Source organism: Pseudomonas sp. TE3552 (assembly GCF_056278945.1).
Genome location: NZ_JBWBQJ010000001.1, coordinates 1,546,659 through 1,567,553 on the forward strand (window position 1 = coordinate 1,546,659; position 20,895 = coordinate 1,567,553).

General features: G+C 59.7%; 16 protein-coding genes and 2 riboswitches. Of the genes, 6 read left to right on the forward strand and 10 right to left on the reverse strand.

Annotated features, from left to right (window positions below):
* Positions 1-5 precede the first annotated feature (5 nt).
* Together ACZ9BB_RS06890 and ACZ9BB_RS06895 are read right to left on the reverse strand one after the other, a co-directional pair.
* A complete protein-coding gene (locus tag ACZ9BB_RS06890) occupies positions 6-320 on the reverse strand; it encodes an SCP2 sterol-binding domain-containing protein (protein ID WP_007941766.1) in 315 nt (104 codons plus the stop codon).
* 65 nt (positions 321-385) lie between these two features.
* Positions 386-1,096, reverse strand: coding sequence for a histidine phosphatase family protein (locus tag ACZ9BB_RS06895; RefSeq protein WP_476213101.1), 711 nt, complete (start codon positions 1,094-1,096; stop codon positions 386-388).
* Positions 1,097-1,298: 202 nt separating this feature from the next.
* Between ACZ9BB_RS06895 and sohB the strand changes: the two genes are divergently transcribed.
* Positions 1,299-2,321, forward strand: a complete 1,023-nt coding sequence (sohB, locus tag ACZ9BB_RS06900; protein ID WP_476213102.1) for a protease SohB — start codon at positions 1,299-1,301, stop codon at positions 2,319-2,321.
* A gap of 192 nt (positions 2,322-2,513) precedes the next feature.
* The gene (locus ACZ9BB_RS06905; protein WP_476213103.1) at positions 2,514-5,525 is read left to right on the forward strand and encodes a leucine-rich repeat domain-containing protein; all 3,012 of its coding nucleotides are present in this window, start codon (positions 2,514-2,516) and stop codon (positions 5,523-5,525) included.
* A 44-nt stretch (positions 5,526-5,569) separates the two neighbouring features.
* Here the strand turns inward: ACZ9BB_RS06905 and ACZ9BB_RS06910 are convergent, their stop codons facing one another.
* Both ACZ9BB_RS06910 and ACZ9BB_RS06915 read right to left on the reverse strand, forming a co-directional pair.
* Entirely contained in the window at positions 5,570-6,064 is a 495-nt protein-coding gene (locus ACZ9BB_RS06910) for a DUF934 domain-containing protein (protein WP_476213104.1), read from the reverse strand.
* Positions 6,048-7,706: a nitrite/sulfite reductase gene (locus ACZ9BB_RS06915; RefSeq protein WP_476213105.1), complete on the reverse strand. Its 1,659-nt coding sequence runs from the start codon at positions 7,704-7,706 to the stop codon at positions 6,048-6,050. The genes ACZ9BB_RS06910 and ACZ9BB_RS06915 overlap by 17 nt, the downstream gene beginning before the upstream one ends.
* A gap of 521 nt (positions 7,707-8,227) precedes the next feature.
* Between ACZ9BB_RS06915 and ACZ9BB_RS06920 the strand changes: the two genes are divergently transcribed.
* Positions 8,228-9,313, forward strand: a complete 1,086-nt coding sequence (locus ACZ9BB_RS06920; RefSeq protein WP_476213106.1) for an ABC transporter substrate-binding protein — start codon at positions 8,228-8,230, stop codon at positions 9,311-9,313.
* Between the two features lie 6 nt (positions 9,314-9,319).
* On the opposite strand, the gene ACZ9BB_RS06925 is transcribed toward ACZ9BB_RS06920, so the two are convergent.
* Both ACZ9BB_RS06925 and metH read right to left on the reverse strand, forming a co-directional pair.
* Positions 9,320-9,541, reverse strand: coding sequence for a DUF2970 domain-containing protein (locus tag ACZ9BB_RS06925; RefSeq protein WP_476213107.1), 222 nt, complete (start codon positions 9,539-9,541; stop codon positions 9,320-9,322).
* Between the two features lie 186 nt (positions 9,542-9,727).
* A complete protein-coding gene (gene metH, locus ACZ9BB_RS06930; RefSeq protein ID WP_476213108.1) occupies positions 9,728-13,438 on the reverse strand; it encodes a methionine synthase in 3,711 nt (1,236 codons plus the stop codon).
* Between the two features lie 155 nt (positions 13,439-13,593).
* Between metH and ACZ9BB_RS06935 the strand changes: the two genes are divergently transcribed.
* Both ACZ9BB_RS06935 and nfuA read left to right on the forward strand, forming a co-directional pair.
* A complete protein-coding gene (locus ACZ9BB_RS06935; RefSeq protein ID WP_476213109.1) occupies positions 13,594-15,879 on the forward strand; it encodes a fatty acid cis/trans isomerase in 2,286 nt (761 codons plus the stop codon).
* A gap of 84 nt (positions 15,880-15,963) precedes the next feature.
* Positions 15,964-16,548, forward strand: coding sequence for a Fe-S biogenesis protein NfuA (gene nfuA, locus ACZ9BB_RS06940; protein WP_007941757.1), 585 nt, complete (start codon positions 15,964-15,966; stop codon positions 16,546-16,548).
* 197 nt (positions 16,549-16,745) lie between these two features.
* On the opposite strand, the gene cobM is transcribed toward nfuA, so the two are convergent.
* The 4 genes from cobM to ACZ9BB_RS06960 all read right to left on the reverse strand — a co-directional run bounded on the left by cobM (position 16,746) and on the right by ACZ9BB_RS06960 (position 18,906).
* On the reverse strand, positions 16,746-17,492 hold the full coding sequence (cobM, locus tag ACZ9BB_RS06945) for a precorrin-4 C(11)-methyltransferase (protein ID WP_476213110.1): 747 nt from the start codon (positions 17,490-17,492) through the stop codon (positions 16,746-16,748).
* A gap of 81 nt (positions 17,493-17,573) precedes the next feature.
* Positions 17,574-17,987 (reverse strand): cobalamin biosynthesis protein, encoded by a 414-nt coding sequence (locus tag ACZ9BB_RS06950; RefSeq protein ID WP_007898224.1) that lies wholly within the window; start codon positions 17,985-17,987, stop codon positions 17,574-17,576.
* Positions 17,984-18,688, reverse strand: a complete 705-nt coding sequence (locus tag ACZ9BB_RS06955) for a CbtA family protein (RefSeq protein ID WP_476213111.1) — start codon at positions 18,686-18,688, stop codon at positions 17,984-17,986. Before ACZ9BB_RS06955 ends, ACZ9BB_RS06950 begins: the two co-directional genes overlap by 4 nt.
* An 11-nt stretch (positions 18,689-18,699) precedes the next feature.
* A complete protein-coding gene (locus tag ACZ9BB_RS06960; RefSeq protein ID WP_448724437.1) occupies positions 18,700-18,906 on the reverse strand; it encodes a CbtB domain-containing protein in 207 nt (68 codons plus the stop codon).
* A gap of 122 nt (positions 18,907-19,028) precedes the next feature.
* Positions 19,029-19,256: riboswitch (cobalamin riboswitch) on the reverse strand.
* Positions 19,257-19,509: 253 nt separating this feature from the next.
* Positions 19,510-19,724, forward strand: a riboswitch (cobalamin riboswitch).
* 102 nt (positions 19,725-19,826) lie between these two features.
* Between ACZ9BB_RS06960 and cobW the strand changes: the two genes are divergently transcribed.
* On the forward strand, positions 19,827-20,894 hold the full coding sequence (gene cobW, locus ACZ9BB_RS06965) for a cobalamin biosynthesis protein CobW (protein WP_476213112.1): 1,068 nt from the start codon (positions 19,827-19,829) through the stop codon (positions 20,892-20,894).
* Position 20,895 lies beyond the last annotated feature (1 nt).

Below are 20,895 nucleotides of genomic sequence, written 5' to 3' on the forward strand. Positions count from 1 at the left end.
CGTGCTTAGCCCGGGAACAGCTCCGACAGTTTCATGGCCAGCATCATGTCGCCTTCAGCGCGCAGTTTGCCGCCCATGAACGCTTGCATGCCGTCGGTCGAACCGTCGACGATGCCTTCCAGGGTTTCGCCGTCCATCACCAGAGTGACCTGGGCGTCCGGGTTTTCACCTTCTTGCAGTTCGCAGGTGCCGTCCTTGACAATCAGCGAGAAGTTCTTGGTGTCGTCGATGCGGAAACCGAATACCAGGTCCAGGCCAGCAGCAGCGGCTGGGTTGAACTTGGCTTTCATTGCTTGTACGGCATCAGCTACGGAGGTCATGGTTCGATCCTTTCTTGGGTAATAAGAGCTGGGTGATTACAGCCAGGGTCACAAATAGTCCGGACTCAGCGAAACGTGATGAGTTCCGGGGCCTTCAGCAGTTGCAGATGCGTATGACTGTTGAAGGAAGCCAGGGTCACCTCGCGACCACGAAACTTGAGCAGGTTGAGCGAGGTGTTGACGATTTGCCAGTTCAGTTCAAATGCCTGCTTTGCCGGCATTTGCGTAATGAGGTGGAGCAGGGCAGTGATGGTGCCGCCGGAGGTGAACACGGCGATTTTCTGGGTGTTGTCGGCGTGATCGAGCAGCCGCTGCAGGCCAGCTTGTACGCGTTCGACAAAGCCCAGCCAGCTTTCCAGGCCCGGTGTGTCGTAGGTGCCGGCGAGCCAGCGTTCGATGATCAGGGCGAAGATGCGTTGGAACTCCGCACGGTTTTGCGCAGCGTTACGCAGGATCTCCAGCGCTTCGGGTTCGTCCTCCAACATTGCCGGCAGCAGGGCACGAATCACTGCGTCGGCATCGAATTCGTTGAAGGCGCAATCGATTTCCAGGGTAGGCACCGGCAACCCGACGGCCGCGAACTGTTCCAGCGCGCTGTTGGCCGTGTGTTGCTGGCGGCGCAAGTCGCCCGACAGGCAGCGATCGAAGCTGACACCCAGTTCGGCCAGGTGTTGGCCGAGGATTTCTGCCTGGCGAATACCGGTCGGCGACAGAACGTCATAGTCGTCTGCACCAAAGGAGGCCTGGCCATGTCGAATCAAATAGATGCTGCCCACGTCCGCGTCATCCCGGTACGTTGAAGGTTTGGCGAGGTTATGAGGATGACGGTGAGCTGTCAATGAAAAAACATACGCTTGTTTGAAATGCCCGTTACAGGCCTGTTGCCAGAGGTTTCACGACTGGTCGCCGAGCCGGTGCATGGGTATGCTGGAGGTATCCCGCGCATGTTTATTCCGCGCATTGATTGAAGGAGTCCCCGTGGAGCTTTTGTTCGAGTACGCCATTTTCCTGGCCAAGACTGTGACCCTGGTGATCGCCATTCTGGTGGTCCTGGCCAGTTTTGCGGCGTTGCGCAGCAAAGGTCGGCGCAAGTCGTCGGGCCAGCTGCAAGTCAGCAAACTCAATGATTTCTACAAAGGGCTGCGTGAACGCCTGGAGCAAACCTTGCTCGACAAGGATCAGCTCAAGGCCTTGCGCAAGTCCCAGGCTAAAACCGAGAAAAAGCAAAAGAAGAAACCCGAGGTCAAACCGCGGGTGTTCGTGCTGGATTTCGACGGTGACATCAAGGCATCGGCCACTGAAAGCCTGCGGCACGAAATCACCGCGCTGCTGACCCTCGCCACGCCAAAGGATGAAGTGGTGCTGCGTCTGGAAAGCGGCGGCGGCATGGTTCACAGCTACGGCCTGGCGTCTTCGCAACTGGCACGGATTCGTGAAGCCGGCGTGCCGTTGACCGTGTGCATCGACAAGGTCGCGGCCAGCGGCGGCTACATGATGGCGTGCATCGGCGAGAAGATTATCAGTGCACCGTTCGCGATTCTCGGCTCGATCGGCGTGGTGGCGCAGTTGCCCAACGTCAATCGCCTGTTGAAAAAACACGACATCGATTTTGAAGTACTGACGGCCGGCGAGTACAAGCGCACCCTGACGGTATTTGGCGAAAACACCGAGAAGGGCCGGGAGAAGTTCCAGGAAGAACTGGACATCACCCATCAGTTGTTCAAGAACTTCGTTGCCCGCTATCGCCCGCAACTGGCCATCGATGAAGTGGCTACCGGTGAAGTCTGGCTGGGCGTCGCGGCCCTGGACAAGCAACTGGTGGATGAACTCAAGACCAGCGATGAATACCTTGCCGAGCGCGCCAAACAGTCCGAGCTCTATCACTTGCATTACGCCGAACGCAAAAGCCTGCAGGAGCGCATTGGCATCGCGGCCAGCGGTTCGATCGATCGCGTATTGCTGAGCTGGTGGAGCCGCTTGACCCAGCAACGCTTCTGGTAAGCCTCTGGCAGACGTCTCCGGAAAAAATCAAACCGCGGATTTTCCGCGGTTTTTTTTCGCCCGGCATTTCAGACTGTTCACTTTCCTGCGGGCTCTGCGAAACGTCCTAACTGGCCTGCCGATCATTCCGACTTACGCTTGAGTTGCGGCTGGGTATTCTGGTGGCTCCCAAGAATTTGCAATGGAATGCACATGAATGATCACGCCCATGGCGACGCCCCAACGCGCAATGTCCTGATGCGTAACGAACTGAAGGCCGCGGTGGATACCGCACTTGCGCAAACCCCCGCTCAGTTTGGTGAGCGCTTGATCAAGGAGAAGTGGGGAGCCGACATTGATCCGCAGACAGCCCTGCTGGTAACGCTCGACTATAACTACCATGGGCATCCTCCTGAGAACGGTGTCCACCAGGGGCAGGTGGGAAGTTCTCGCACCCTGATCCAGGCGCTGCTTGGCAATTATCAGACGGTGGGTGACGGGCGCTTCGGCGAAACCGCGTTTGGGCTGTACACACCGCCCGACATCGGGCCGTCGGTGCGCATTGTCGAGAAGGTCGATGAGTTTGCCTATGTGGGCAACGGCAACCATGACACCTATGAAGGGATTTACCGCGCCACGGTTCCGCAATCCTATGGCCCGCACACGCAAATCAATCTGCGGCCTGCCGATTTCAAACAGTGGGTCTGGGGGTTGTTTCTTTCCCGTCGATACCAGACTTATCTTGATCAGGCCTGGCCGTCGGACGCGGTCATTGCTGCTCCCGGTCCTTATGCCCTGAGGACATCAGTCAAGGCCGCTTTCGTCATGGCGGCCCGGCTGCAATATCAAGAACGGTGCCTGTCCCGAAAGGGACTGGAACTCGCCATGCAAGCCGCCGGGTTGCCTGCCGCGCAGACCTGGGAAACTCTGACAATCGAGCAACTGCAAGCGCCTACAAGGATGCCTTCGAGCGTCGAGGCGAGTCGGTTGAAACTGTACCGTTATACGGCAACCGATATCTGGTGTTTTCGAGCGCGATCAGGCTCCAGGGTGCTGCTGTACATCCCCGGCAATTCCTCGCCGTTGCATGAGTTCAACGATAGCCGGCAGTTGCGTCAATGGATCGTGGCTCAGGGCAGGGAGGCCGATACGAAACAGGCACTGGCGGCTCACTTTTGCGAAGAGGATCGCGAGGACGGCACCTTTCATGCGGGTGTACTGACCGCGCTGGAGGGCATGGCGGTTTATCCCAAAATGCACCGGCTGACGAAGAATGCCGGGTTCTTCAACGATGATGGCCATTGGGATGGCAAGGCCCGCCAGTATCAGCAGCATGTGAGGCTGAACCGTGCTTACGAAGGCCTTTATCTGCGATCCGTGGCCCATTCTGATTCGGACACGCTGGCCTTGCATTCGCTGAAAAACTTGCCCGGATGGCCAAAAGGCCTGCGAATCGAGGTGCTAGACGGCTCGCTGCAAGGTCGGGTGCTGGATCGTTGCGGTTCGCTTGATGCGGCTGATTGTCGTCGCTTGATCAAAATCGGCGACCACTATCAATACGTTGATGTGGTCGCCCAGGCCATCGCGCGCACGGACTTTTACGGGGCCGTCATCGGTGTGTTGTCCGCGGATGAGCGGGCGGCGCTGCAGTTGCAGTCGCTGAACCCGGCCAACGAACTGAAGCTCAACCTTCGCGACCGGACGCTATCGCGCGCCGAGTTCGGCCTGGGCCTGGGCAGAATGGACGGAGGGTTGCCTTTTGAAATGCAGGGCTTGAGGGGTGGCGGCTTTCCGACGACCCTCCAGGCTGCGGCGTTGAGCCACGAGACGATGAGACTGCAAGTCAGGGAGCTCTATCCCGACTTCGGCAATGCGCAGGCCGATGAATGGCTGCAACATGCCGGAGCAAGCGCTCAGTCACGCCTCGATGGTCTGAAGCAACAGTCTGAGCAATTGAGTACGGATTTGACCAGTTGGATCGACCGGTCCCTGCAGGATGTCGATGACATGGACATCGACTTTCTGGCCGCTGGCGACGAGGACGCTGTGGGCATGACTCATGCGCAAATCGCGGTGCATAACGTCGCGCTGGTGCAGCGCGCGATGGAACTCGAGCGCGAGACCCGGATAGAACTGGCCGACGAGCTGATCTCAATCTGGCAAAAGTGTCCGCCGCAGGCCAATCGCCTTTATTCCGGCGAAGCGTTAGCGGGATACAAACTGGATCTGGAGTTCGAGGACTACCACCGCTTGCCGATCATGAACATCAAGTTCAACGAGGTGATCGAGTTGTCGATGCGCGGATTTCACCTGACAGAGCGTGAGAGCTTGAACGGGTTCCTGGAGTCTTTCCCCAATCTGCGGGTATTGAATCTGGAGAAAGTCGATCTGCGGCTATCTGACGCCATGGGGGCGCTGGAGAGTGTTTTGCCGCCTGCGATCCCGCGAATGAGCCATCTCACAACGCTGAATCTGAAAGACACGTTTCTCAAGTTCAGGGAGAACACGGCGTCGCAACTGAGTGACTTGATTAACTTGCAATCACTGGACTTGAGTGAAAACCCCCTGAGTGTTTCGCCTGTGTTATTAGGGATGGACAACCTGCGCGAGGTGAATTTGAGGAAAACAGAGATCAGTACGTGCCCGATCGGGATTAGGGACGAGCCCTACCTGACGTCGCTGGACCTGCGTGACAACCGGATCACCCGGGTTCCGTCGGCGGTGTTGAGCCAGGCCATTGTTCGGGGGCGAGTGCAGCTTTGGGGCAACCCGTTAACGGACGAAGACACATTGCGGCGCCTGATCAGCCATCGACAGCGCACAGGGATCAACCTGTGGTTGAACGCGCCGGGGCCCGGTTATGGCAATCCAGAGGCGTGGTTACAACAGGGGGAAGAAGCGCTGCAGCAAGCCAGGCGAACGATCTGGCAGCAACTGGCGGTCAAGCCGTCAGGCAGTCGTTTCCTGAGGCTCATCGACGGGCTCAGCCTGACGGCAGACTTTCAGGTCGACTATCTGGCGTTGCAAGCGAGGGTCTGGCGACTGTTGAGCGAAGCGCAGGTATCGGACGAGTTGTGGAACTGGCTGAACCGGGTGGTCGAGGCCACAGAGGTCGATGCTGAAAATCCGCTGGGAATTTTCATGTCGCTGGAGGATCGGGCCAGGCTTTATCGCGATTGGGTGGTGATGGGGCGGCCCTTTCCGGTGATCACCGAGCAGGCCTAGGAGAGGATGGCCTTGAACCCCGCAAAGGGTTCAAGGCCAGGACATCAACGGCGACGGAACAGCGGCAGCGGTTCGTCGGTGGCGGCCTGATAGGTCACCGAGAAGTCCTTGAGGCCTTCAAGGGCTTCGTACGGGTCTTTATCGGCGCGAATCGCAAACGCGTCAAAACCGCAGCGGTGCAGGTAGAACAACTGGTCGCGCAGCACATCGCCAATCGCCCGCAATTCGCCTTTGAAACCGTAACGGTCACGCAGCAAGCGAGCATTGGAGTAGTTGCGGCCATCGGTGAAGGCCGGGAAGTTCAAGGCGATCACCTGGAAATTACCCACGTCTTCACCGATTTCTTCGGCTTCTTCATCGGCATCCAGCCACACACCCAGGCCGCCATCGCGGGCCTTGAGCATACGGCTGTGTTCGCGCCACAGTTGCAGCGGGACGATCAGGTCGTCGCAGTTGCTGATCTCGTCGATGTTGAAATCTTTGGGCAGCAGGTGCCAGGTTTCGTCGATGACTTCGTTGTTCTTAATTATTCGCTGCATAGACGCGCTCCTTGAAGAGGTCGATGCCAATACGCTGATAGGTGTCGATGAAACGCTCGTCTTCGGTACGTTGTTCGATGTACACGTCGATCAGCTTTTCGATCACGTCAGGCATGGCTTCCTGGGCGAAGGACGGGCCGAGGATCTTGCCCAGGCTCGCATCGCGACTGGCGCTGCCACCCAGAGAAACCTGGTAGAACTCTTCGCCTTTCTTGTCCACCCCGAGAATGCCGATGTGGCCCACGTGGTGGTGACCACAGGCGTTCATGCAGCCGGAGATGTTCAGGTCCAGCTCGCCGATGTCGAACAGGTAGTCCAGGTCGTCGAAGCGACGCTGGATCGATTCGGCGATCGGGATCGACTTGGCGTTGGCCAGGGAGCAGAAATCACCGCCAGGGCAGCAGATGATGTCGGTCAGCAAACCGACGTTCGGCGTGGCGAAACCTTGCTCGCGTAACTCGCCCCACATGGCGAACAACTGGCTCTGTTCGACATCGGCCAGAATGATGTTCTGCTCGTGGGAGGTGCGCAGTTGGCCGAAGCTGTAACGGTCGGCGAGGTCGGCAACGGCATCGAGCTGTTTGTCGGTGATGTCGCCCGGCGCGACGCCGGTCGGCTTCAGCGACAGGGTCACGGCCACATAACCCGGCTTTTTGTGGGCCAGGGTATTGCGAGTGCGCCAGCGGGCGAAGCCTGGGTGTTGTTTGTCGAGCTCGGCCAGTTCGGCGGTCTGGTTGTCCAGCGCCTTGTAGTCCGGGTCAACGAAGTGTTTGGCCACGCGATGCACTTCAGCGTCGGTCAAGGTGGTCTGGCCACCGCGAAGGTGTTCCATTTCCGCATCGACTTTTTGCGCGAACACTTCAGGCGTCAGGGCCTTGACCAGAATCTTGATCCGCGCCTTGTACTTGTTGTCGCGACGGCCGTAGCGGTTGTAGACCCGCAGAATGGCGTCGAGGTAGCTCAGCAAGTCCTGCCACGGCAGGAACTCGTTGATGAACGCGCCCACTACCGGCGTACGGCCCAGGCCGCCACCGACCAGCACACGGAAACCCAGTTCGCCCGCGGCGTTGTGCACCGGCTCAAGGCCGATGTCATGGACTTCGATGGCCGCACGGTCGGACGTCGAACCGTTGATGGCGATTTTGAATTTACGCGGCAGGTAGGCGAATTCCGGGTGGAATGTGGTCCACTGGCGGACGATTTCGCACCATGGACGCGGGTCGATCAATTCGTCGGCCGCGACACCGGCGAACTGGTCGGTGGTGACGTTGCGCAGGCAGTTGCCGCTGGTCTGGATCGCGTGCATCTGCACGGTGGCCAGTTCAGCCAGGATGTCTGGAATGTCTTCCAGGGCCGGCCAGTTGAACTGCACGTTCTGCCGGGTACTGATGTGGGCGTAGCCCTTGTCGTAGTCACGGGCAATTTTGGCCATCATTCGCGTCTGGCGCGAAGTGAGTTGGCCATAAGGCACCGCCACCCGCAGCATCGGGGCAAAGCGCTGGATATAAAGGCCATTTTGCAGGCGCAGGGGGCGGAACTCTTCTTCGCTCAGCTCGCCTGCCAGATAGCGTCGGGTCTGATCACGGAACTGCTTGACGCGGTCCTCGATGATCCGCTGATCGTACTCGTCGTATACGTACATATAAGTCCTGTTCTCAGGCTTGGGCCGGTTGGATACAGCTGCGTTTTCGCAAGCTTTCATCCGATACAGCCTCGGCAATTCTGCGCGCACGGCCGCGCACTCCCAACGGAGCCGACGCAAGATACCAGTTTGCAGTTATGCGCAAAAGTGATGTTTGAGTATATGCAAAGAACCAAAACGACTAATGAAATTCGTAGTGGTAAAACCCTCATTTGTGGTGCGGGCAATCATCGTCTTAACTGTGCTCGAGTCTTTATGCAATCACCGATAAAACCGACAAGAGGCGATGCAATGAGCAACCCAACCAAAGCAAGGAAAAGCGATAGCACGGTCGACGCTTGGGCGATTTTGTTCCTGATCATCCTGGTCGTGGGCACGGCGGTGTTCTGGGTCAGCCATCAATAACCGACCCCGTCCGGGCCCGGCACCAACGATTGTTGGATAAAACCGGAATAAGCGCCGTTTTACGGGACTTCGCTGGCTATAATGCGCGGGCGAATTTCCGGGGGCTCGGACGATCAATGTTGAAGTTCTTCTGTGGTGTAGTGCTGGCGCTTGGCGCGGTCCTGGGACCGTGTGCCCAGGCGGCGTCCGTATTGTTTCTCAATCCTGGGACCTCTCAAGAGATATTCTGGGTCAGTTACTCGCAGTTCATGCAGGCCGCGGCCAAGGACCTGGGCATGGATTTGCATATCCAATATGCCGAGCGAAACGCCGAGACCACACTCAAACAGGCCCGCGAAGCGCTACAAGGGCCGAGTCGGCCGGACTATCTGGTGTTCTCCAACGAACTGTATGTTGCCCCCGAAATCCTGCGCCTGGCTCAAGGTAGCGGCGTGAAGCTGTTTTTGGTCAACAACGGCCTGACCGCCGACCAGATGCGCCTGCTCGGCGCCCAGCCGGACAAGTATCCCGACTGGTTGGGTAGCCTGGTGCCCAACAATGAGGAGGGCGGCTACCTGATGCTTAAGGAGCTGATTCGCCAGCATCGCCCAATCGCACCCGGTGAAGTCATTGACCTTGTGGCCTTTTCCGGCCTGAAGCTCACGCCCGCTGCGCAACAGCGTGAGCAGGGCATGATGCGGGCATTGGCCGAACACCCTGAAGTGCGGTTGCGCCAGTTGGTGTATGGCGGCTGGACCCGCGAGCGCGCCTATGAACAGGCCAGGTTATTGTTCAAGCGTTACCCGCAAACATCGCTGGTCTGGTCGGCTAACGATGAAATGGCTTTCGGCGCCATGCAGGCGTACGCCGAAACGGGAGGCCAGCCCGGCAAGGGCGTGCTGTTCAGCGCCGTCAACAATTCACCGGCCGCCTTGCAGGCGCTGCTGGATGGCCGTTTGAGCGTGCTGCTGGGCGGGCACTTCACCCTGGGTGGGTGGGCTCTGGTGCAGTTGCATGACTACGATCAGGGCGTGGATGTCAGCCGGTACGGCGGGCGCGACCGGCAGATTCCATTGTTGGAGCTGATCGACCACGCGCAAGCCAGGCGACTGCTGGCCTTGAGAACCACTCAGGATTACGACGTGGATTTTAAAAGACTCTCGGCCAAGGGCAGGCCCACGTCGTATCGCTACCCGTTCAGCTTGCAAACCCTGATGCACTGAGCCGGTTCAGATACCCGCCAGGTACACCACCAGTTTGACGATGCCAAACAGCGTCAACGCGAACACTGCCGTGAACAGAATCCCCAAAATCACGAAATGACTCGGCTTGCCTTGGGTGAAATCCCGGGCCCGGTTCTTCCCGCTCTGCACCCCGAACGCCGCCGCCATGACGCTGTGCAGCATCTGCCAGAAGGTCGGTGGCTTGTTGTTGTCGACTGGATCGTCCATATATCCCCCGTCACGAATGTGTATAAGGCAAGCATAGACAACAGACTCGAACTCTGTGGGAGCCTTTGTGGCGAGGGAGCTTGCTCCCGCTGGGTCGCGAAGCGGCCCCAAAAAATGGGACTGCTACGCAGTCCAACGGGAGCAAGCTCCCTCGCCACAAAGCCACGCTCCCACAGGGGATGGGGGTTAGTTGTCGTAACCCAGGTTAGGCGCCAGCCAACGCTCGGTCACGCTCAACTCCTGACCTTTGCGCGAGGTGTAACTCTGCACCTGATCCTTGTCGATCTTGCCCACGGCGAAATACTGCGCCTGCGGGTGCGCGAAGTACCAGCCGCTGACCGCTGCCGCCGGGAACATGGCGTAGTGCTCGGTGAGGAACACGCCGCTGCGGCCGGCCTTGAGTTCTTCCGCTTCCGGGTCAAGCAGCTTGAACAGCGTGGCTTTCTCGGTGTGATCCGGGCACGCCGGGTAGCCAGGAGCAGGGCGGATGCCGGTGTATTGCTCCTTGATCAGCGCCTCGTTGTCCAGCGTCTCGTCCTTGGCGTAACCCCAGTAGTCTTTACGCACTTGCTGGTGCAGCCACTCGGCGCACGCCTCGGCCAAACGGTCGGCCAGGGCCTTGACCATGATCGAGTTGTAGTCGTCGCCCGCATCCTGATAGGCCTTGGCCACTTCTTCGGCGCCGATCCCGGCGGTGGTGATGAAGCCACCCACGTAGTCGGTCACGCCGCTGTCTTTGGGCGCAACGAAGTCGGCGAGGGAGAAGTTCGGCTTGCCGTCGGTCTTGATGATCTGCTGGCGCAAGTGATGCAGCTTGGCCAATGGCTTGCCGTCATCACCGTAGACTTCGATGTCATCGTCGCGCACCTGGTTGGCCGGCCAGAAACCGAACACCGCACGGGCGCTGATGAGTTTTTCGTCAATCAGTTTGGTGAGCATTTCCCGGGCATCGGCGTATAGCGCGGTGGCCGCTTCACCGACCACTTCGTCCTGGAGGATGCGCGGGAACTTGCCGGCCAGGTCCCAGGAGATAAAGAACGGCGTCCAGTCGATGTATTCGGCCAGAACCTTGAGGTCGATGTTGTCCAGCACCTTGGCGCCAGTGAACGTCGGTTTGACAGGTTCATAGCTGCCCCAGTCGAACTGCGGCTTCTTGGCGATGGCTGCCGGGTAGCTCAGGCGTTCGGTGCGGGCGCTGCGGTTGGCGGTGCGCTCGCGGACTTCGATGTACTCCTCGCGGGTTTTTTCGACGAAACCGGCTTTCAGTTCCTTGGACAACAGTTGGGTCGCCACGCCCACGGCGCGGGAGGCGTCGGTGACATACACCACTGCGTCGTTGCTGTACTTGGGTTCGATCTTCACGGCGGTGTGCGCCTTGGACGTGGTCGCACCACCGATCATCAATGGCAGATGGAAGTCCTGACGCTGCATCTCGCGGGCCACGTGCACCATTTCGTCCAGCGAAGGCGTGATCAGGCCGGACAGGCCGATGATGTCGCATTTCTGCTCTTTGGCAACTTGCAGGATCTTCTCCGCCGGCACCATCACGCCGAGGTCGACGATGTCGTAGCCATTGCAACCCAGCACCACGCCGACGATGTTCTTGCCGATGTCGTGCACGTCGCCCTTGACCGTGGCCATGAGGATCTTGCCCTTGGCTTGCGGCTTGTCACCTTTTTCCAGTTCGATGAACGGAATCAAGTGAGCCACGGCCTGCTTCATCACGCGGGCGGACTTCACCACTTGTGGCAGGAACATTTTGCCGGCGCCGAACAAGTCGCCGACGATGTTCATGCCGGCCATCAACGGGCCTTCGATCACTTCGATCGGGCGCGAGAAGGACAGGCGCGATTCTTCGGTGTCCTCGACGATGTGGGTGGTGATGCCCTTGACCAGCGCATGCTCCAGACGCTTGTTGACGTCCCAGTTGCGCCACTCTTCGGTCTCGGCTTCCTTGACGCTGCCGTCGCCCTTGTACTTGTCGGCGATGGCGAGGAGGGCATCGGTGCCTTCCGGGGTGCGGTTGAGGATCACGTCTTCAACAGCGTCGCGCAGCTCCACCGGGATTTGGTCGTAGATCTCCAGTTGGCCGGCGTTGACGATGCCCATGGTCAGGCCGTTGCGGATCGCATACAGCAGGAACACCGAGTGAATCGCCTCGCGCACCGGGTTGTTGCCACGGAACGAGAACGACACGTTGGACACGCCGCCGGAGGTCAGGGCGTACGGCAGTTCGTCGCGGATGTAGGCGCAGGCGTTGATGAAGTCCACAGCGTAGTTGTTGTGTTCTTCGATGCCGGTGGCCACGGCGAAGATGTTCGGGTCGAAGATGATGTCTTCCGGCGGGAAGCCGACGTCGTTGACCAGAATGTCGTAGGAGCGTTTGCAGATTTCTTTCTTGCGCGCTTCGGTGTCGGCCTGGCCGGCTTCGTCGAAGGCCATCACTACCACCGCGGCGCCGTAGCGCTTGCACAGCTTGGCGTGATGAATGAACTGCTCGACGCCTTCTTTCATGCTGATCGAGTTGACAATGCCCTTGCCCTGGATGCATTTGAGGCCGGCTTCGATCACTTCCCACTTGGAGGAGTCGATCATGATCGGGACGCGGGAGATGTCCGGTTCACCGGCAATCAGATTGAGGAAGGTCACCATGGCCTTCTTCGAATCGAGCATCCCTTCGTCCATGTTGATGTCGATCACCTGGGCGCCGGCTTCAACCTGCTGCAGCGCGACTTCCAGGGCTTCGGTGTAGTTGTCTTCACGGATCAGGCGGGCGAATTTGGCGGAGCCGGTGATGTTGGTCCGCTCGCCGACGTTGACGAACAACGAGCTGCGATCGATGGTGAACGGTTCCAGGCCCGACAGGCGGCAGGCCTTGGGAATATCCGGAATTTCACGCGGGGCATAACCGGCCACGGCGTTGGCGATGGCTTCGATGTGCCCCGGCGTGGTGCCGCAGCAACCGCCGACAATGTTGAGGAAGCCGCTTTGGGCGAATTCTTCGATGACCTTGGCGGTTTCTGCCGGCAGCTCGTCGTACTCGCCGAATTCGTTCGGCAGACCGGCGTTCGGGTGCGCGGAAACGTGGGTGTTGGCCTTGTTCGACAGTTCTTCCAGGTACGGACGCAACTCGCTGGCCCCGAGGGCGCAGTTCAGGCCGACGGAGATCGGCTTGGCGTGGGCCACGGAGTTCCAGAACGCTTCGGTGGTCTGGCCCGACAGTGTGCGGCCGGAGGCATCGGTGATGGTGCCGGAGATCATGATCGGCAACTCGACGCCCAGTTCTTCGAACACGCCTTGCACGGCGAAGATCGCCGCTTTGGCGTTGAGGGTATCGAAGATGGTTTCGATCAGGATCAGGTCGGCACCGCCTTCGATCAGGCCTTTGGTGGCTTCGGTGTAGTTCTCCACCAGCTCATCGAAGGTCACGTTGCGGTAGCCAGGGTTGTTCACGTCCGGCGACAGCGAGCAGGTGCGGCTGGTCGGGCCGAGTACGCCAGCGACGAAACGCGGCTTGTCCGGGTTCTCGAGAGTTTTCGCATCGGCAATCTTGCGGGCCAGGCGAGCGCCTTCTACGTTCAATTCGTAGGCGAGTTCTTCCATGCCGTAATCGGCCATGGAAATCCGGGTGGCGTTGAAGGTGTTGGTTTCCAGAATGTCGGCGCCGGCGTCCAGATAGGCCTTCTCGATGCCGCCAATCACGTCAGGACGTGTCAGCACCAACAAGTCGTTGTTGCCTTTGACATCGCTCGGCCAGTCGGCGAAGCGTTTGCCACGGTAATCCTGCTCCTCGAGCTTGTAGCTCTGGATCATCGTACCCATGCCGCCATCGAGAATCAGGATGCGCTCTTTGAGGGCGTGCTTGAGAGCTTGAAGGCGAACGCTGCGATCGGACATTTGGACTACTCGGTAAGGCCATGACGAAGGGCCGGGATAATAACAAACCTGTGCGCTTTTGGAGCATGTGCCGGTTTTGCATGAATATCGTTCATGTTGGTGCGCGGGCCAGACCGGTAGAATCGCGACGTTTTCTCATGATCAGGACCAGGGACATGTCGTATCGCGTCGTCACCAGCTTGTTGATGCTGTTTTTAAGCGGGGGCGCCGCTGCGCAAGGTCCGGATATTTCCTACACCCGGGACATCCAACCGATCTTCACCGAAAAGTGCGTGGCCTGCCATGCCTGCTACGACTCCGCCTGTCAGCTCAATCTGGGCAGTGGCGAAGGGGCGGCCCGAGGTGCAACCAAGGCGCCTGTTTATGATGGCGAACGCAGGCAGGCCGCAGCGCCGACCCGGCTGTTCTATGACGCCTTCGGCAAGCGTGCCTGGCAGCAAAAGGGCTTTTATTCGGTACTCGACGCCCAGGGCAGCCAGGCGGCATTGATGGCGCGAATGCTTGAACTGGGCCACAAAACGCCGTTGCAACCCAATGCCAAACTACCGGAAGAGATCGTCCTGGGCCTGAACCGGGAAAACATGTGCGCCATGCCGGCGGAGTTCAACGGTTATGCCAGTTCTCACCCGAAAGAAGGCATGCCGCTGGCGGTCACCGGCCTGACCGATCAGCAATACCAGACGTTGCAACGCTGGCTGGCCTCTGGCGCGCCGATCGATGAGCAGGGCCTGGTGCCCAGTGCGAAGGAAGCCTTGCAGGTGGTGCAGTGGGAAAACCTGCTGAACGCGCCGGGCGCACGCGAAAGCCTGGTGGGGCGATGGTTGTTCGAACACTGGTTTTTGGCGCATCTGTATTTCAAGGATGGCGAGCCGGGGCATTTCTTTCAGTGGGTACGTTCGCGCACGCCGACGGGGCAGCCCATTGACTTGATCAACACCCGCCGACCGAATGACGACCCGGGCACTCAGGTTTATTACCGTCTGTGGCCGGTGCAGGGCGTGATCGTGCACAAGACCCACATCACCTATCCGCTGAGCGCGGCGAAGATGGCGCGGATCAAAAGCCTGTTTTACAACGGCAACTGGCAGGTCAACGCATTACCGGGTTATGGGCCGGAGCGACGGGCCAATCCGTTCACGACCTTTGAGGCAATCCCGGCCCAGGCGCGTTACCAGTTCATGCTCGATAACGCCGAATACTTCGTGCGCACCTTTATTCGCGGTCCGGTCTGCCGTGGTCAGATCGCTACCGATGTGATTCGCGACAATTTCTGGGCGCTGTTCCAGGCTCCGGAGCATGACCTGTACATCACCGACCCGAAATATCGCGGCCAGGCTACGCCGTTGCTGGCGATGCCGGGGCAGAACGATGACGTCGGCAGTGTCCTGAGCCTGTGGCGCGACTACCGCAACAAACGCAATGAATATGAAGCCTTGCGCCGGGACAGCTACGCCGATCTGCCGCCACCGAGCTGGTCGACCCTGTGGGCCGGCAATGACAACGCTCTGTTGAGCATCTTCCGGCATTTCGACGGCGCCTCGGTGAATAAGGGGCTGATCGGTGACGTCCCGCAAACCATTTGGTTGTTCGATTACCCGCTGCTCGAGCGAACGTATTATCAGTTGGCGGTTAACTTCGACGTATTCGGCAACGTGTCCCATCAGGCCCAGACCCGACTGTACTTCGACCTGATCCGCAATGGTGCCGAGCAGAACTTCCTGCGCCTGATGCCTGCCGACTCGCGGGACGGCTTTCTCGACGATTGGTACCAGAACAGTGGCAAGTTCAAGATGTGGCTGGATTACGAGGACATCGACAACGACAAACCAACGGCGCTGACGCTGGACGAAAAGGACCCGAAACGCGATTTCGCACTGCAGTTGCTGGCCCGGTACGGCGAACTCAATGCCAAGCCTGACCCGATCAACCGCTGCGACGGCGCTTACTGCTCACGGCCGAACATTGATCTGGATTTGCAGAATGCCGAGCAGGCCCTGAGCCGCCTGACTTCGCGCCCGGCTGCCGGTTTGAAAGTCATCGATCAGTTGCCGGAAGCCACGATGTTGCGCATCGAGAGCCAAAGCGGCAAGCGCGAGGTCTACAGCCTGCTGCGCAACCGGGCCCACAGCAACGTGGCGTTCCTGCTCGGTGAATCGCTGCGTTATCAGCCGGGGCTCGATACGTTGACGATCTATCCGGGTGTTATGAGCAGCTACCCGAACTTCATGTTCAACATCCCGGCCGGGCAGGTGCCGGCCTTCGTCGACGAGATGGAAAACGCCAAAGACGCCGCCAGCTTCGAGAAAATCGTCGAACGCTGGGGCATTCGCCGCAGTCATCCGCAGTTCTGGCAGTATTTCCATGATTTGAGTCGGTATATCCACGACACCGACCCGGTGGAAGAGGGCGTGCTGGACATGAACCGCTACGAGAATCTTTGATGGCTGCTTTCCTGACAAAAATACTAGGACTTTGTCCGGCGCGATGATTGGCGTAAACTGCGTCCAAGCCTGCGAGGAGTTTCCATGACCGCTATTACCATTACCGACGCCGCCCACGATTACCTGGCCGATCTGCTGTCCAAGCAGAACACCCCGGGTATCGGTATCCGCGTCTTTATCACCCAGCCTGGCACCCAGTACGCCGAAACCTGCATTGCCTACTGCAAGCCGGGCGAAGAAAAACCCGAAGACACCGCGCTGGGGCTCAAAAGCTTCACCGCGTACATCGATCACTTCAGCGAAGCCTTCCTGGACGATGCAGTCGTCGACTACGCCACCGACCGCATGGGCGGCCAACTGACCATCAAGGCGCCAAACGCCAAAGTACCGATGGTCAACGCCGACAGCCCGGTCAACGAGCGCATCAACTACTACCTGCAAACCGAGATCAACCCGGGGCTGGCCAGCCACGGCGGTCAGGTCAGCCTGATCGATGTGGTCGAAGACGGTATCGCCGTGCTGAAGTTCGGCGGCGGTTGCCAGGGCTGCGGCCAGGCAGACGTCACCCTGAAGGAAGGCATCGAGCGCACCTTGCTTGAACGCATTCCCGAGCTCAAGGGTGTTCGTGACGTGACCGACCACACGCAGAAAGAAAACGCCTACTACTAAGGTGTTCGCTGCGACATAAAAAACGGTGCCCGTGAGCACCGTTTTTTTATGGGAGATCGGTAACCTGTGGCGAGGGGGCTTGCCCCCGTTGGGTCGCGAAGCGGCCCTCTGCATTTTTCAGATACACCGAGTTGTCTGGTTTACGACTGCTGCGCAGCCGAACGGGGGCAAGCCCCTCGCCACAGGGAGTGGTTGGCTCAAGGGCGATACAAATGCGCATGCCCCGCGCGATACAGCGACGACTCACTGAAGTGATCGCTGCCCAGCACCCGACCCACCAGAATCAGCGCCGTTCGGCGAAATCCCTTGGCTTTGACCTTTTCGGCAATGTCCTCAAGCGTCCCCACCACCCAATCCTGATCCGGCCACGTTGCCCGGTGAATCACGGCAATCGGGCAGTCGGCACCGTAGTGCGGTAGAAGTTCGGCGAGGATTTTCTCCAGATGATTGACCCCCAAGTGGATGGCCATGGTCGCGCCGTGCTGCGCCAGGCTACCGAGTTCTTCCCCGGCCGGCATCGCGGTCTTGTCGGCGTAGCGGGTCAGAATCACGCTCTGTGACACGTCCGGCAAGGTCAGTTCGGCACCCAGAAGGGCCGCGCAGGCGGCGGTGGCGGTGACGCCGGGAATAATTTCGAAAGGGATGTCGAGTTCACGCAGGTAGCGAATCTGCTCGCCAATCGCGCCGTACAGGCTTGGGTCGCCGGAATGCACCCGGGCCACGTCCTGGCCGTTGGCGTGGGCGGTCTTGATCAGTTCGATGATCTGTTCCAGGTGCAATTCGGCGCTGTTGACCACCTGTTCGGCCCGGTGGCCTTCCAGCACGGCGGCAGGGACCAGGGAGCCGGCATAGATAATGACCGGGCAGCTACGAATCAGCCGTTGGCCTTTGACGGTGATCAGTTCCGGGTCGCCGGGGCCGGCGCCAATGAAGTAGACGGTCATCGTCGATTCCTGTCAGAAAAAGGGCTTGGGCACGCTGCAGATGAAGAATGCTCATGATCGAAGGCGGGGATTATCGGGATTTTACGCAGCGCTGGCCAATGCCAGGGTGGCCTGGGCGTATTTTTGTCGAGGAATCAGCAACTTTGCCGGAGCCTGGGCCAATTGTTCGGCCAGGGCCAGTGCGGCACTTTCCGCCACGCCGTAACAGCCGGTGCGTTCGAACGCGATGTCCGAGTGGTGGCTAAGTTGCGGTTCATAACCGGCCAATTGTTCGCTGCTGAAATACATCAACGGCAATGCCAGCTGTTCGGCCAGTTCGATCAGGGCGGGTTCTTCGCGCTTCAGGTCGATACTGGCCAGGGCCTTGATCTCACGAAGCTCGATTTGATGGGCCTGTAACGCCTGATCGAGCAGCGCCCGTAGCGTACTGACCGGGCAGCCGCGCTGGCAGCCCAGGCCGACCACCAGGGTCGGCGCTGCGCTGACGTCAGTCATGCGCGGTATTGACCATCGCTTTTGCGGCGGAACAACCAGGCGCTGATCAGGCCCAGGGCCAGCCAGAACGCCACGTTGGTCAGCTGCGAAGCGATTTTGAATTGCGCTTCCAGGGCTTGCGGCGCCAGCATCGAATGGACTTCCGGTTGTGGTGCGCCAATCACATGCGGCACGGCCAGGATCGCCACGCCGAGAGCTTTCATCAGCCAGTGACGGCTGAACACGATCAGCGCGATGCCGACGGCCGTGGACGCGGCAGTGCCGATCCACCAGATTTGCCGTTGCGCCAGATCAGCCGCGGCAGTGCCCGGCAGCTCCGGCGGCAGGCCGAGGGTCGGTGCCAGCACGAACGTCGCATAACCGGCCAGGCCCCAGAGCAGGCCCTGAGAGGTCTTGGTCGGTGCACGCAGGGTGTAGAGACCGGCGAGCATCAAGGCGAAACCGACTGCCACCACCAGGTTGCCGCCGGTAGTGGACAGCACGCGCTGCCAGCCGTCTTCCGGTTCCCAGGCTTCGGCATCATGGGTGTGAGCGACAGCGCCTGCAGCGTGTTCGTGGATTTCAACAGCGGCCGGCTCGGATTTTTCGTAGGTTTCGGCCTGCAAAATCAGCGGGGCGACCCAAAAGCTTTGCAGCAGGGTCAATAGCAGAGCGGCCAGCAGCCCGGTGAACCCTGCGGTTTGCGCAATACGCTTGATCATCTCAGCAGGTCTCAATGGCACGGAAAGGCGGAGCTGTGACGGGTATCGTGCGCGGCGTTGTGCACCGCTTCAATGTGAGAGAAACCGGCGAAATACACCAGGCTAGCGCCAAGGATCGACGCACAAAAAGCGGCGGTCAGGCGTTGGCTCAGGGTTGAAGTGGTGCTGATCGTGCTCTTTTTATCGGTGTTGCTGCCGGTGCTGCTGATGATCGACATGGCGCTTCCCTCTGGTCTGTCAGCGGGTGAATAGAGCGCATGAAAACCTCCACAGGCCAAGGGCTCGCAGAGATTTCGAACAGCGCCCGCCCACCGCGGGTTTGTTATTCAGTGAACGTAAGAGTCACTTTGTGTTGCGGGCCGGTCTCCGGGCTCGCGAGGGGCAGGGCTTGCGCCGAAACCTGCAAGCATCACCTTCCCATGCCGTATGACCGGCACAGTGGATCTGACGCTTCACTCGCTTACCGTTGCGGGGGCAGCACCGGACTGACATGGCTTTAGAGTAAAGCACATGATTCACCGGTTTCCCGTTTCACCCTGTGAAGGGCACCCGTAACAAGGTGTGTAGGAGAGCATGGGCGAGGGCGGGGAGTCAATTGGCATGGGTTCTCAACTGACACCAAATACCTGTGGCGAGGGAGCTTGCTCCCGCTCGGCTGCGAAGCAGTCGTAAAACCATGCACTGCATATCTACAGGCAGACCGCATGTATCTGATTGCGACCGCTTCGCGCTCGAACGGGGGCAAGCTCCCTCGCCACAGGCAACCCCCCTCCAAGTGATCGCATTCTCCTATAGGACATTGACCCGCCCCCACACGATGCGTAGCCTTGCGCTTTCGAGGTTCTTCGGCGTCTGTCGAAGCTAAGAAGGGAACGCGGTCGATGCCGCGGCTGCCCCCGCAACTGTGAACGGTGATGTTCGCTGCCACGCCACTGCAAACCCTGTGCAACGGGTTCGCGGGAAGGCGCAGCGAATGCCAGGCTGACCCGCCCGGCACACCGTCAGCCAGGAGACCTGCCTCGACACAGATTCTCACTTTCAACCGGGCGGGGTGATCCGGTGGCGAACTCTTCAGGCACGCGCGCCCGCGTTGCCGGTCGTCGTCCCGTATGCCCGCCACCTTGCCAAAGGGCATCCGATGAAAACACTGGCCAAACTCCCCGTCACCATCGTTACCGGCTTCCTCGGCTCGGGCAAAACCACCTTGCTGCGCCACATGCTCGACAACGCCCAGGGCCGCCGCATCGCGGTGATCGTCAACGAGTTCGGCGAGCTGGGCATCGACGGCGAGATCCTCAAGCAATGCTCGATCGGTTGCACCGAAGAAGAAGCCAGCGGTCGCGTCTATGAATTGGCCAACGGCTGCCTGTGCTGCACCGTTCAGGAAGAATTCTTCCCGGTGATGCGCGAACTGGTGGCCCGTCGCGGCGACCTCGACCACATCCTCATCGAAACCTCGGGCCTGGCCCTGCCAAAGCCTTTGGTTCAAGCCTTCCAATGGCCAGAAATCCGTAGCGCCTGCACGGTTGACGCGGTGATCACCGTGGTCGATAGCCCGGCCGTCGCCGCCGGCACTTTCGCTGCGTTCCCCGATCAAGTGGATGCCCAGCGCAAACTCGACCCGAACCTGGACCACGAATCGCCGCTGCACGAGCTGTTCGCCGATCAACTGGCCAGTGCCGACCTGGTGATTCTCAACAAGGCTGACCTGATCAGCGCCGCAGACCTGGCCCGCGTGCGCCTGGAAGTCGCCGAAGAGCTGCCACCAGCGGTGAAAGTCATCGAGGCCAGCAGCGGTCGTCTGCCACTGGACGTGCTGATCGGCCTCGGTGCCGGTTCCGAAGAACACATCGACAGCCGCCACAGCCATCATGATCATCACCATGAAGGTGAAGACGATCACGATCATGACCATGACGCGTTCGACTCGATCTCCATCGAGCTGCCACAAGCCGACGAAAGCCTGCTGATGGACGCGCTGACGCAACTGGTGGTCCAGCACGGCATCCTGCGGGTCAAAGGTTTCGCGGCGGTACCGAACAAGCCGATGCGCCTGCTGATCCAGGGCGTGGGCACGCGGTTCGACAAGCACTTCGACCGTCAGTGGGGCGCCGAAGAGGCACGCAGCACCCGTCTGGTGTTGATCGGTCAGGCGCTGGACGCCGTTCAACTCGAAGCGCAATTGCGCGCTGCGCTCAGCGTTTAAC

What these genes read in the sequence shown, in the direction of transcription:
- ACZ9BB_RS06890 (WP_007941766.1), bottom strand. Translation starts at nt 320, where the DNA reads ATGACCTCCGTAGCTGATGCCGTACAAGCAATGAAAGCCAAGTTCAAC.
- ACZ9BB_RS06905 (WP_476213103.1), top strand. Translation starts at nt 2,514, where the DNA reads ATGAATGATCACGCCCATGGCGACGCCCCAACGCGCAATGTCCTGATG.
- ACZ9BB_RS06910 (WP_476213104.1), bottom strand. Translation starts at nt 6,064, where the DNA reads ATGCAGCGAATAATTAAGAACAACGAAGTCATCGACGAAACCTGGCAC.
- ACZ9BB_RS06915 (WP_476213105.1), bottom strand. Translation starts at nt 7,706, where the DNA reads ATGTACGTATACGACGAGTACGATCAGCGGATCATCGAGGACCGCGTC.
- ACZ9BB_RS06920 (WP_476213106.1), top strand. Translation starts at nt 8,228, where the DNA reads ATGTTGAAGTTCTTCTGTGGTGTAGTGCTGGCGCTTGGCGCGGTCCTG.
- ACZ9BB_RS06925 (WP_476213107.1), bottom strand. Translation starts at nt 9,541, where the DNA reads ATGGACGATCCAGTCGACAACAACAAGCCACCGACCTTCTGGCAGATG.
- metH (WP_476213108.1), bottom strand. Translation starts at nt 13,438, where the DNA reads ATGTCCGATCGCAGCGTTCGCCTTCAAGCTCTCAAGCACGCCCTCAAA.
- ACZ9BB_RS06935 (WP_476213109.1), top strand. Translation starts at nt 13,594, where the DNA reads ATGTCGTATCGCGTCGTCACCAGCTTGTTGATGCTGTTTTTAAGCGGG.
- nfuA (WP_007941757.1), top strand. Translation starts at nt 15,964, where the DNA reads ATGACCGCTATTACCATTACCGACGCCGCCCACGATTACCTGGCCGAT.
- cobM (WP_476213110.1), bottom strand. Translation starts at nt 17,492, where the DNA reads ATGACCGTCTACTTCATTGGCGCCGGCCCCGGCGACCCGGAACTGATC.
- ACZ9BB_RS06950 (WP_007898224.1), bottom strand. Translation starts at nt 17,987, where the DNA reads ATGACTGACGTCAGCGCAGCGCCGACCCTGGTGGTCGGCCTGGGCTGC.
- ACZ9BB_RS06955 (WP_476213111.1), bottom strand. Translation starts at nt 18,688, where the DNA reads ATGATCAAGCGTATTGCGCAAACCGCAGGGTTCACCGGGCTGCTGGCC.
- ACZ9BB_RS06960 (WP_448724437.1), bottom strand. Translation starts at nt 18,906, where the DNA reads ATGTCGATCATCAGCAGCACCGGCAGCAACACCGATAAAAAGAGCACG.
- cobW (WP_476213112.1), top strand. Translation starts at nt 19,827, where the DNA reads ATGAAAACACTGGCCAAACTCCCCGTCACCATCGTTACCGGCTTCCTC.